Genomic DNA, 12,311 nt, shown 5'->3' on the forward strand with positions numbered 1-12,311 from the left:
GCGGCGCTACTCATATTAAGGAAGACCACGAGAATGAGCCAAAGCAGGAATTCAGAAAAATAGCTATTTTTCTGTCAGCCATTCATATCTGATATGACCATTGCCGACTTGCCAGGTGTTGCCCGTGAAACTGTCCGTCCGCCATATCGAAGTGTTCCGCGCCATCATGGCCGCTGGCAGCGTCACCGGTGCGGCGCGCCTGCTGTTTACCTCGCAGCCCACCGTCAGCCGTGAGCTGGCGCGGCTGGAGCAGGTAACCGGGCTGAACCTGTTCGAGCGCGAAGGTGGCCGCCTGGTGGCGACGGCCCAGGCGCTGCTGTTGATCGAGGAGGTTGAGCGGGCCTACGTAGGGCTGGAGCGCATCGACCGCTTTGCCCAGGCCATCCGCAATTTCGAGCAGGGCCGGCTGGCCATTACCTGCCTGCCACTGTTTTCCCAGACTTTGCTGCCCAAGGCTTGCCAGCGTTTTCACCAGCAGCACCGGGGCGTGAGCGTGAGTATCCTGGCGCAGGAGTCGCCGTTGCTGGAGGAGTCGCTGGTTGCCCAGCAGCATGACCTGGGCCTGACCGAGGTAGAACAGATACCGCGTGGCGCCTACGGCGAATTGCTGTTCAGCGCCAACATGGTGTGCGTGCTGCCCGACGGGCACCCGTTGCAGGCCAGGGCCGAGCTGGAGCTGAGCGATTTCCACGAGGTCGACTTCATCAATCTGGCCAGCCTGGACACCTACCGGCAGCGCCTGGACCAGCACTTTCGCGCGGCAGGGGTGAATCGCCGCACGGTCATCGAGACCACCAGTGCGGCCTCGGTGTGCGCCATGGTCAGGCAGGGCCTGGGGGTGGCGATCATCAACCCGCTGAGCGGGCTGGAAGCGGCGCAGGGCGGGTTGCCGATCCGGCGGTTGCGGGTGTCGGTGCCGTACCAGGTGATGCTGATCAGGCCGGACCACCGACCGGCGTCGGCGGCGGTGGAGCCGTTTTGCCAGGCGTTGCGGCAACAGGCCCAAGAGATGCAAGCGGCACTGATCTGAAGCCTGGCGCGGCCTTTGTAGGAGCGGCCTTGTGCCGCGATGGGCCGCAAAGCGGCCCCAGAATCTCGGCGTCACGGCATACATTGCTGGGGCCGCGTTGCGGCCCATCGCGACACAAGGCCGCTCCTACAGGGATCGCGCAAGCGTTTGGATTGCTGTATGGCTCAGAGTTCGCAGACGAAGGTGCCGGTCCCGGCCAGGATGTTCTCCAGGGTTTCCTTCACTTCATCCATGTCACTCAACTCGCTGGTCAGGTTGATCTCCAGCACTTCATCCCCCTTCAGCGCATCCCGGTCGCCGGCCGCCACTTCGATCAGCAGGCGCTTGGCGCTCAGGGTCACTTTCAGGCCATCCAGCGTCGACGGCTCGTCATCCAGGGTCAGGTCGACGGTGTCTTCGTCCGGGTAGCGGGTCAGCAGGAACATCTGACCCTTGTCGCTGTGGCAGCACAGGGTCGCCATGTTGTCTTCCTCGTCATCGCAAGGGGTGGCGAACAGCAGGGCAGTATTGATTTGCATGGACAAGGCTCGGATCAAAGGAAACGGAAGGGAATTCTGACAGTCTTGCCGACAGGCATAAACGTAAAGTTACCCCCCCTTGACCGAAATTGTCGCAGCGCTGCAAGCCTTGATGACCGATCAGTCGTTAAGCTTCGGCGAGCCCTGGGCGTGCCTGCGCACGTTCAACGCCTGGTTTTACCGTCCGCCTTGCCACGGGTTGGCTATCGTTGATCCGTACACGGCGCACGCAGCGACGCTTCAATTATTACAAAGCCCAAGCGGAGTACCACAGATGGCGTTCTTCACCGCAGCCAGCAAAGCCGACTTCCAGCATCAACTGCAAGCGGCCCTGGCGCAGCACATCAGCGAACAGTCCCTGCCACAAGTCGCGCTGTTCGCCGAGCAGTTCTTCGGCATCATCTCTCTGGACGAACTCACCCAACGCAGGCTTTCCGACCTGGCCGGCTGCACCCTGTCAGCCTGGCGCATCATCGAGCGTTTCGACCCCGAATACCCGCAAGTACGGGTTTACAACCCCGATTACGAACGCAATGGCTGGCAATCGACCCACAGCGTGGTCGAAGTGCTGCACCACGACCTGCCGTTCCTGGTCGACTCGGTACGCACCGAGCTCAACCGCCGCGGCTACAGCATCCACACCCTGCAGACCACCGTGCTCAGCGTGCGCCGCGGCGCCAAGGGCGAGCTGCTTGAACTGCTGCCCAAGGGCACCCAGGGCGAGGGCGTACGCCATGAGTCGCTGATGTACCTGGAGATCGACCGTTGCGCCAATGCCGCCGAGCTGACGGTACTGGCCCGCGAGATCGAGCAGGTGCTGGCCGAGGTGCGGGTGGTGGTTGCCGACTTCGAACCGATGAAGGCCAAGCTGCGTGAAGTGGTGGCGGAGGTGGAGCAGACCGCCTTTGGCCCGGCGCAGCATGAAAAGGGCGAGGTGAAGGCTTTTCTCGAGTGGCTGCTGGACAACCACTTCACCTTCCTGGGCTATGAAGAATTCACCGTAAAGGGCGACGCCGATGGCGGCCAGATGGTCTACGACGAGCAGTCGTTCCTCGGCCTGCCGCGCCGCCTGCGCGTGGGCCTGACGAGCGACGAGCTGCGCATCGAAGACTATGCCGTGGCCTACCTCAACGAACCGTTGCTGCTGTCGTTCGCCAAGGCCGCGCTGCCAAGCCGCGTACACCGCCCGGCCTACCCGGACTACGTGTCGATCCGCCAGCTGGACGCTGATGGCAAGGTGATCAAGGAACACCGCTTCATGGGCCTGTACACCTCGTCGGTGTACGGTGAAAGCGTGCATGCCATCCCTTATATCCGCCAGAAGGTCACCGAAGTCGAGCGCCGCTCGGGCTTCGATCCCAAGGCCCACCTGGGCAAGGAACTGGCCCAGGTGCTGGAAGTGCTGCCACGCGACGACCTGTTCCAGACCCCGGTCGACGAGCTGTTCAGCACCGTCATGTCGATCGTGCAGATCCAGGAACGCAACAAGATCCGCGTGTTCCTGCGCAAGGACCCGTACGGCCGCTTCTGCTACTGCCTGGCCTATGTACCGCGGGAAATCTACTCCACCGAAGTGCGGCAGAAGATCCAGCAGGTGCTGATGGAGCGCCTGAAGGCCAGCGACTGCGAGTTCTGGACCTTCTTCTCCGAATCGGTGCTGGCCCGTGTGCAGCTGATTTTGCGGGTAGACCCGAAAAACCGCATCGACATCGACCCGCAGCAGCTGGAACGCGAAGTGATCCAGGCCTGCCGCTCGTGGCATGACGACTACTCGGCGCTGGTGATCGAGAACTTCGGCGAAGCCCAGGGCACCAACATCCTCGCCGACTTCCCCAAAGGTTTCCCGGCTGGTTACCGCGAGCGCTTCGCCGCGCACTCGGCGGTGGTCGACCTGCAGCACGTGCTGAACCTGTCGGAAAGCAAGCCGCTGGCGATGAGCTTCTACCAGCCGCTGACCCAGGTCGGCGAGCGCACCCTGCACTGCAAGCTGTACCACGCCGACACGCCGCTGGCGCTGTCCGATGTGCTGCCGATCCTGGAGAACCTTGGCCTGCGCGTGCTCGGCGAGTTCCCGTATCGCCTGCGCCATGCCAGTGGCCGCGGCTACTGGATCCACGACTTCGCCTTCACCTACAGCGAAGGCCTGAGCCTGGACATCCAGCAGCTCAACGACACCCTGCAGGATGCCTTCATCCACATCGTCCGCGGCGATGCCGAGAACGACGCCTTCAACCGCCTGGTGCTGACCGCCGGCCTGCCATGGCGCGACGTGGCGCTGCTGCGCGCCTACGCCCGTTACCTGAAGCAGATTCGCCTGGGCTTCGACCTGGGCTACATCGCCAGCACCCTGAACAACCACACCGACATCGCCCGCGAGCTGACCCGGTTGTTCAAGACCCGCTTCTACCTGGCGCGCAAGCTCACCCAGGAAGACCTGGATGACAAGCAACTGCGCCTGGAACAAGCCATCCTGACCGCGCTGGACGACGTGCAGGTGCTCAACGAAGACCGCATCCTGCGTCGCTACCTGGACCTGATCAAGGCCACCCTGCGCACCAACTTCTACCAGCCGGACGCCAACGGCCACAACAAGTCGTACTTCAGCTTCAAGTTCAACCCCAAGCTGATCCCCGAACTGCCTAAACCAGTGCCCAAGTTCGAGATCTTCGTCTACTCGCCACGGGTCGAAGGCGTGCACCTGCGCTTTGGCAACGTCGCCCGCGGCGGCCTGCGCTGGTCCGACCGCGAGGAAGACTTCCGCACCGAGGTGCTGGGCCTGGTGAAAGCCCAGCAGGTGAAGAACTCGGTCATCGTGCCGGTCGGTGCCAAGGGCGGCTTCCTGCCGCGCCGCCTGCCGCTGGGCGGCAGCCGTGACGAGATCGCCGCCGAAGGCGTGGCGTGCTACCGCATCTTCATTTCCGGCCTGCTCGACATCACCGACAACCTCAAGGACGGTGGCGTGGTACCGCCGGCCAACGTGGTGCGCCATGACGATGACGACCCGTACCTGGTGGTGGCGGCCGACAAGGGCACCGCGACCTTCTCGGACATCGCCAACGGCATCGCCATCGACTACGGCTTCTGGCTGGGCGACGCCTTCGCCTCGGGCGGCTCGGCCGGTTACGACCACAAGAAGATGGGCATTACCGCGCGCGGCGCCTGGGTGGGCGTGCAGCGCCACTTCCGCGAGCGCGGCATCAATGTGCAGGAAGACCCGATCACCGTCATTGGCGTCGGCGACATGGCCGGCGACGTGTTCGGCAACGGCCTGCTGATGTCCGACAAGCTGCAACTGGTGGCGGCGTTCAACCACCTGCACATCTTCATCGACCCGAACCCGGAGCCAGCCGCAAGCTTTGCCGAACGCAAGCGCCTGTTCGACCTGCCGCGCTCGGCCTGGAGCGACTACGACACCAGCATCATGTCCGAAGGCGGCGGGATCTTCCCGCGCAGTGCCAAGAGCATCGCCATCAGCCCGCAGATGAAAGAGCGCTTCGCCATCGAAGCCGACCGCCTGACCCCGACCGAGCTGCTCAATGCGCTGCTCAAGGCACCGGTAGACCTGCTGTGGAACGGTGGCATCGGTACCTACGTCAAGGCCAGCACCGAGAGCCACGCCGACGTCGGCGACAAGGCCAACGACGCGCTGCGGGTCAATGGCAACGAACTGCGCTGCAAGGTGGTGGGCGAGGGCGGCAACCTGGGCATGACCCAGCTTGGCCGGGTCGAGTTCGGCCTGCATGGCGGCGCCACCAACACCGACTTCATCGACAACGCCGGCGGCGTGGACTGCTCCGACCACGAGGTCAACATCAAGATCCTGCTCAACGAAGTGGTGCAGGGTGGCGACATGACCGAGAAGCAGCGCAACCAGCTGCTGGGCAGCATGACCGACGAAGTGGCCGGCCTGGTGCTGGGCAACAACTACAAGCAGACCCAGGCGTTGTCGCTGGCGGCCCGCCGCGCCCGCGAGCGGATTGCCGAGTACAAGCGCCTGATGGCCGACCTGGAGGCCCGAGGCAAGCTGGATCGCGCCATCGAGTTCCTGCCGTCCGAAGAGCAGTTGGCCGAGCGCCTGGCCGCCGGCCAGGGCCTGACCCGCGCCGAGCTTTCGGTGTTGATCTCGTACAGCAAGATCGACCTCAAGGAACAGCTGCTCAAGTCGCTGGTGCCGGACGACGACTACCTGACCCGCGACATGGAAACCGCCTTCCCGCCGTCGCTGGTCAGCAAATTCGCCGAGTCCATGCGCCGCCACCGCCTGAAGCGCGAAATCGTCAGCACCCAGATCGCCAACGACCTGGTCAACAACATGGGCATCACCTTCGTCCAGCGCCTGAAGGAGTCGACCGGCATGAGCCCGGCCAACGTGGCCGGGGCCTATGTGATCGTGCGCGACATCTTCCACCTGCCGCACTGGTTCCGCCAGATCGAGGCACTGGACTACCAGGTGCCGGCGGAAATCCAGCTGACCCTGATGGACGAGCTGATGCGCCTGGGCCGCCGTGCCACCCGCTGGTTCCTGCGCAGCCGCCGCAACGAGCAGGACGCCGGGCGCGACACCGCGCACTTCGGGCCGAAGATCGCGCAACTGGGGCTCAAGCTCGACGAGTTGCTCGAAGGCCCGACCCGCGAGCGCTGGATGGTGCGCTACCAGGGCTTCGTCGAGGCTGGTGTGCCGGAGTTGCTGGCGCGCATGGTGGCTGGCACTACCCACCTGTACACCCTGTTGCCGATCATCGAGGCCTCGGATGTTACCGGCCATGACCCGGCGCAGGTGGCCAAGGCGTTCTTCGCCGTGGGCAGCGCACTGGACCTGACCTGGTACCTGCAGGAAATCAGCAACCTGCCGGTGGAGAACAACTGGCAGGCGCTGGCCCGCGAGGCGTTCCGCGACGACATCGACCTGCAGCAGCGGGCGATTACCATCTCGGTACTGCAGATGGCCGATGCACCGGAAGACATGGACGCCCGCGTGGCGCTGTGGGCCGAGCAGCACCGGGTGATGGTGGAGCGCTGGCGCGCCATGCTGGATGACCTGCGCAATGCCACCGGTACCGACTATGCGATGTACGCGGTAGCCAACCGCGAGCTGGTCGACCTGGCCATGAGCGGGCAGGCGGCGGTGGTGCCGTCCTGAGCCATGAGCTGAAATGAAAAGCCCCGGCAGTGATGCCGGGGCTTTTTTATTCCTGTGCTGGCCCTTTCGCGGGTGAACCCGCTCCCACAGGGATATCACAAGACTTGAGTGTAGTGAGGCCCCTGTGGGAGCGGGTTTACCCGCGAGGAGGCCGGTACAGGCTTACTTGAACCTGCGCTCCACCCCTTTCTCCACCAGAATCTTCGCCGAAATCTCCTCCCACAGGGATATCACAAGACTTGAGTGCAGTGAGGTCCCTGTGGGAGCGGGTTTACCCGCGAAGAGGACGGTACAGGCTTACTTGAACCTGCGCTCCACCCCTTTCTCTACCAGAATCTTCGCCGAAATCTCCTCCCACAGGGATATCACAAGACTTGAGTGCAGTGAGGTCCCTGTGGGAGCGGTTTTACCCGCGAAGAGGCCGGTAGAGGCTTACTTGAACCTGCGCTCCACCCCTTTCTCCACGAGAATCTTCGCCGAAATCTCCTCCACCGAAAAATGCGTGGAATTGATGTTGGGAATGTTCTCCCGGCGGAACAGGTTTTCCACCTCGCGCACTTCGAACTCGCACTGGGCAAAGCTGGAATAGCGGCTGTTGGGCTTGCGCTCGTGGCGGATGGCGGTGAGGCGGTCGGGGTCGATGGTCAGGCCGAACAGCTTGTTGTGGTGCTTTTTCAGCACCGCCGGCAGCTGCAGGCGCTCCATGTCGTCCTCGGTCAGCGGGTAGTTGGCGGCGCGGATGCCGAACTGCATGGCCATGTACAGGCAGGTGGGGGTCTTGCCGCAGCGCGATACGCCTACCAGGATCAGGTCGGCCTTGTCGTAGTAGTGGGTGCGCGCGCCATCGTCGTTGTCCAGGGCGAAATTCACCGCCTCGATGCGTTCCATGTAGTTGGAATTGCCGCCGATCGAGTGCGACTTGCCGACGGAATACGACGAATGGGCAGTCAATTCCTGTTCAAGCGGGGACAAAAACGAAGAAAAGATGTCGATCATGAAGCCATTCGAGGTAGCCAGGATCTCACGGATGTCCTGATTGACGATGGTGTCGAAGATGATCGGGCGTACACCATCGCGCTCGGCCGCGGCGTTGATCTGCTGGACCATGGTCCGCGCCTTTTCCGGCGAATCGATGTAGGGACGGGTGAATTTATTGAACGGAATGCTCTCGAATTGAGCGAGCAGACTCTGGCCCAGGGTTTCGGCAGTGATGCCGGTGCCGTCGGAGATGAAGAACGCGGTTCGTTTCATTTGCGATCTGGGCCTTAAGCTGATGACGTTTCTTGGATATGATAAGTTCGGTTTGCCGAATGCGGCTGTCGGCATTCTCACTTATTTTCCAGGTACAGGCCACAAGCGTCCGGCCAAGTCAACGAAGGCAGGCGGGCGCCCTTGAGCTTTTCCAATACAGTTAGTGGAGAGATCACCTTGGTAGAGTACGTAGTTTCCCTCGATAAGCTCGGCGTCCATGATGTGGAGCATGTGGGGGGCAAGAACGCATCCCTGGGCGAGATGATCAGCAACCTCGCAGGTGCTGGTGTATCGGTGCCGGGCGGCTTTGCCACTACGGCGCAGGCGTACCGCGATTTTCTCGAACAGAGTGGTCTCAACGACCGTATCCACGCCGCGCTCGACGCACTCGACGTGGATGACATCAACGCCCTGACCAAGACCGGCGCGCAGATTCGCCAGTGGGTCATGGAAGCCGACTTCCCGGCCCGCCTGGATTCGGAAATCCGTACGGCCTTCGCCGAAATGGCTGCCGGCAACGACAACATGGCAGTTGCCGTGCGCTCCTCGGCCACCGCCGAAGACCTGCCGGACGCCTCGTTCGCCGGTCAGCAGGAAACCTTCCTCAACATCCGCGGCGTCGACAACGTGATCCGCGCGGCCAAGGAAGTGTTCGCCTCGCTGTTCAACGACCGTGCCATCGCCTACCGCGTGCACCAGGGCTTCGACCACAAGCTGGTGGCCCTGTCCGCCGGCGTGCAGCGCATGGTCCGCTCCGAAACCGGCACCGCCGGCGTCATGTTCACCCTCGACACCGAGTCGGGCTTCCGCGACGTGGTATTCATCACCGGCGCCTACGGCCTGGGCGAAACCGTGGTGCAGGGTGCGGTCAACCCTGACGAATTCTACGTGCACAAACAAACCCTGGAGGCCGGCCGCCCGGCCATCCTGCGCCGCAACCTGGGCAGCAAGGCGATCAAGATGGTCTACGGCGAAGAAGCCAAGGCCGGCCGTTCGGTCAAGACCGTCGAAGTGGACCGCGCCGAGCGCGCGCGCTTCTGCCTGACCGATGCCGAGGTCAGCGAGCTGGCCAAGCAGGCCATGATCATCGAGAAGCACTACCAGCGCCCGATGGACATCGAATGGGCCAAGGACGGTGACGACGGCAAGCTGTACATCGTCCAGGCGCGCCCCGAGACGGTGAAGAGCCGCTCCAGCGCCAACGTCATGGAACGTTACCTGCTGAAAGAGAAGGGCACCGTACTGGTCGAAGGCCGCGCCATTGGCCAGCGCATCGGCGCCGGCAAGGTCCGCGTGATCAACGACGTATCGGAAATGGACAAGGTCCAGCCGGGCGACGTGCTGGTCTCCGACATGACCGACCCGGACTGGGAACCGGTGATGAAGCGCGCCAGCGCCATCGTCACCAACCGTGGCGGGCGTACCTGTCACGCGGCGATCATCGCCCGTGAGCTGGGCATTCCGGCCGTGGTCGGTTGCGGCAACGCCACCCAGGTGCTGAAAGATGGCCAGGGTGTGACCGTATCCTGTGCCGAAGGCGATACCGGCTTCATCTTCGAGGGCGAGCTGGGCTTCGACGTCAAGCAGAACTCGGTCGACGCCATGCCTGACCTGCCGTTCAAGATCATGATGAACGTCGGCAACCCGGACCGTGCCTTCGATTTCGCCCAGTTGCCCAACGCCGGTGTCGGCCTGGCGCGCCTGGAGTTCATCATCAACCGCATGATCGGCGTGCACCCCAAGGCACTGCTGAACTACGCCGGCCTGCCGGCCGACCTGAAGGACAGCGTCGACAAGCGCATCGCCGGCTACAACGACCCGGTCGGCTTCTACGTCGAGAAGCTGGTCGAAGGCATCAGCACCCTGGCTGCGGCCTTCTACCCGAAAAAGGTCATCGTGCGCCTGTCGGACTTCAAGTCCAACGAGTACGCCAACCTGATCGGCGGCAAGCTGTACGAGCCGGAAGAAGAAAACCCGATGCTGGGCTTCCGTGGCGCTTCGCGCTACATCAGCGAATCTTTCCGTGACTGCTTCGAGCTCGAGTGCCGTGCGCTCAAGCGCGTGCGCAACGAGATGGGCCTGACCAACGTCGAGATCATGGTGCCGTTCGTACGCACCCTGGGTGAAGCCAGCCAGGTCGTCGACCTGCTTGCCGAAAACGGCCTGGCCCGCGGCGAAAACGGCCTGCGCGTGATCATGATGTGCGAACTGCCGTCCAACGCCATCCTCGCCGAAGAGTTCCTGGAATACTTCGACGGCTTCTCGATCGGCTCCAACGACCTGACCCAGCTGACCCTGGGCCTGGACCGTGACTCGGGCATCATCGCCCACCTGTTCGACGAGCGTAACCCTGCGGTGAAGAAGCTGCTGGCCAACGCCATTGCCGCGTGCAACAAGGCTGGCAAGTACATCGGCATCTGCGGCCAGGGCCCGTCGGACCACCCGGACCTGGCCAAGTGGCTGATGGAACAGGGCATCGACAGCGTGTCGCTGAACCCGGACTCGGTACTCGAAACCTGGTTCTACCTGGCCGAAGGGCAGGGCGCGGTCTGATGCAGTAAAACGCGGGGGTACGTCTGGCGTACCCCCGCCTGGTTTTTTCCAGGGCGAGCTCCAGCAATGGATCCCGCCCTTTTTTGTGCACCAAGCAACCTTATGCAAAGCAGCAGCACTCTATTCCCCGTGGCCCTGCTCAGTGCCGAGCGCCGCGGCGACCTCAGCGAAGATGTGTACCGGATCAAGGCCGGCAACGGCCCTGACCCCAGCGTCGAGCTGGCTGTCACCCGCCTGGGGCTGGCCGATCAGGGCCAGGCCCAGGGCGTGCCGGTCATTCTCCTGCACGGCAGCTTCTCCAACCGCCGCTTCTGGTACTCGCCCAAAGGGGTTGGCCTGGGGGCCTATCTCGCCCGCGCCGGCTTCGATGTGTGGATCCCGGAAATGCGCGGCCATGGCCTGTCGCCGCGCAACCATGACTGGAAGCACAACAGCGTTGCCGCCTATGCCCGCGATGACCTGCCGCTGATTGCCGCGTTCGTGCGCGAGCAGTCGGGCCAGACGCCGCACTGGGTCGGCCATTCCCTGGGCGGCACGACCCTGGCGGCAGCGCTGGGCGGTGGTTTTCTGCCTGCCGAGCAGGTGGCCAGCGTGGCGCTGTTCGGTACCCAGATCAGCCGCGTCTACTGGCCGTTGAAAGTGCCGCCGCTGGCCTGGGGGGCGAAGCTGCTGCTCAAGCGCTGGGGGCAGATTTCCGGGCCGCGTTTCAAGCGTGGGCCGGAGGATGAGCCGATCGGCCTGGCCCTGGAGAGCATGCGCTGGCATGGCCTGTTCGGGCGCTTTGGCGACAGGCAGAGCGACTGGTGGGCGGGGCTGGCCGAGGTGGATGTGCCGCTGCTGGCGGTGGCGGGTGCGGGGGACTTCCAGGACCCGGTGTGGGCCTGCCGCAAGCTGTTCGAGCAATTGGGCGGTGAGCGCAAGCAGTTTCTGCGGCTGGGGCTCGAGGAAGGCTTCGAGGCTTTCGGGCATGTCGACATGCTGGTGAGCAAGGCCGCGCAGGTGCAGGTGTGGCCGCTGGTGGAGCGTTGGCTGCGGGATCCGCTGGTGCCGGTGCATGAATCCACGGTGGTGGCGGAGCCTGTGCCCGTCGGTTGATTCTGCTGTGTCTGGACTGGCCCTATCGCCGGCAAGCCAGCTCCCACAGGAGTACCACTAGCCTGAAGCCAGCGGGGTCCTGTGGGAGCTGGCTTGCCGGCGATAGGGCCGGTACAGGCAAAACACAACTGACTGCTTGGTCCCGGATGACTGCAATGGGCTCTACGGTGTAGCCTTGGCCGATACCCGCTTTCGTTGTGACTGACAGGAGCTTCCCATGCAGCATTACGTTACGCCCGACCTGTGTGATGCCTACCCGGACCTGGTGCAGGTGCTGGAACCGATGTTCAGCAATTTCGGCGGCCGCGATTCGTTCGGCGGCCAGATCGTCACCATCAAGTGCTTCGAAGACAACTCGCTGGTCAAGGAGCAGGTCGAGCTCGATGGCAAGGGCAAGGTCCTGGTCGTCGATGGTGGTGGCTCGCTGCGCCGCGCACTGCTCGGCGACATGCTCGCCGAGAAGGCTGCCAAGAACGGTTGGGAAGGCCTGGTGATCTACGGCTGCGTGCGTGACGTCGACGTGCTGATCCAGACCGACGTCGGCGTGCAGGCCCTGGCCAGCCACCCGATGAAGACCGACAAGCGCGGCATCGGCGACCTCAACGTGGCAGTGACCTTCGCCGGGGTGACCTTCCGCCCGGGCGAGTACGTGTATGCCGACAACAATGGCGTGCTGGTCTCGCCAAGCCCGCTGAAAATGCCGGAGTGATGCGCCGCCCGCGCT

The 12,311-nt window shown here is 63.5% G+C and carries 7 protein-coding genes; 5 read left to right on the forward strand and 2 right to left on the reverse strand.

Translation table 11 applies throughout. From position 1 onward, the window contains the following. Positions 1-124: 124 nt before the first annotated feature. Positions 125-1,030: a LysR family transcriptional regulator gene (locus CAG46_RS19845; RefSeq protein ID WP_025338281.1), complete on the forward strand. Its 906-nt coding sequence runs from the start codon at positions 125-127 to the stop codon at positions 1,028-1,030. Between the two features lie 164 nt (positions 1,031-1,194). On the opposite strand, the gene CAG46_RS19850 is transcribed toward CAG46_RS19845, so the two are convergent. Continuing rightward, positions 1,195-1,548 (reverse strand): hypothetical protein, encoded by a 354-nt coding sequence (locus CAG46_RS19850; RefSeq protein ID WP_013971664.1) that lies wholly within the window; start codon positions 1,546-1,548, stop codon positions 1,195-1,197. Between the two features lie 274 nt (positions 1,549-1,822). Between CAG46_RS19850 and CAG46_RS19855 the strand changes: the two genes are divergently transcribed. Continuing rightward, positions 1,823-6,688 (forward strand): NAD-glutamate dehydrogenase, encoded by a 4,866-nt coding sequence (locus CAG46_RS19855; RefSeq protein WP_085589292.1) that lies wholly within the window; start codon positions 1,823-1,825, stop codon positions 6,686-6,688. 432 nt (positions 6,689-7,120) lie between these two features. On the opposite strand, the gene CAG46_RS19860 is transcribed toward CAG46_RS19855, so the two are convergent. Further along, on the reverse strand, positions 7,121-7,939 hold the full coding sequence (locus tag CAG46_RS19860) for a pyruvate, water dikinase regulatory protein (RefSeq protein WP_024086557.1): 819 nt from the start codon (positions 7,937-7,939) through the stop codon (positions 7,121-7,123). 177 nt (positions 7,940-8,116) lie between these two features. Here CAG46_RS19860 and ppsA point away from each other — a divergent pair, with 177 nt between their 5' ends. The 3 genes from ppsA to rraA all read left to right on the forward strand — a co-directional run bounded on the left by ppsA (position 8,117) and on the right by rraA (position 12,296). Beyond that, complete coding sequence (gene ppsA, locus CAG46_RS19865; protein WP_075044190.1) at positions 8,117-10,492, forward strand: phosphoenolpyruvate synthase; 2,376 nt, start codon at positions 8,117-8,119, stop codon at positions 10,490-10,492. Between the two features lie 102 nt (positions 10,493-10,594). After that, positions 10,595-11,587, forward strand: coding sequence for an alpha/beta fold hydrolase (locus CAG46_RS19870; RefSeq protein ID WP_256575109.1), 993 nt, complete (start codon positions 10,595-10,597; stop codon positions 11,585-11,587). Positions 11,588-11,804: 217 nt separating this feature from the next. Beyond that, entirely contained in the window at positions 11,805-12,296 is a 492-nt protein-coding gene (gene rraA / locus CAG46_RS19875) for a ribonuclease E activity regulator RraA (RefSeq protein WP_021785500.1), read from the forward strand. Positions 12,297-12,311 lie beyond the last annotated feature (15 nt).

Source organism: Pseudomonas sp. B23(2017) (assembly GCF_002113725.1).
Lineage (GTDB): Bacteria > Pseudomonadota > Gammaproteobacteria > Pseudomonadales > Pseudomonadaceae > Aquipseudomonas > Aquipseudomonas putida_Z.

Excerpts from the sequence above, each read along its gene's own strand:
- CAG46_RS19850 (WP_013971664.1), bottom strand. The coding sequence starts at position 1,548 with ATGCAAATCAATACTGCCCTGCTGTTCGCCACCCCTTGCGATGACGAG.
- CAG46_RS19855 (WP_085589292.1), top strand. The coding sequence starts at position 1,823 with ATGGCGTTCTTCACCGCAGCCAGCAAAGCCGACTTCCAGCATCAACTG.
- CAG46_RS19860 (WP_024086557.1), bottom strand. The coding sequence starts at position 7,939 with ATGAAACGAACCGCGTTCTTCATCTCCGACGGCACCGGCATCACTGCC.
- CAG46_RS19870 (WP_256575109.1), top strand. The coding sequence starts at position 10,595 with ATGCAAAGCAGCAGCACTCTATTCCCCGTGGCCCTGCTCAGTGCCGAG.
- rraA (WP_021785500.1), top strand. The coding sequence starts at position 11,805 with ATGCAGCATTACGTTACGCCCGACCTGTGTGATGCCTACCCGGACCTG.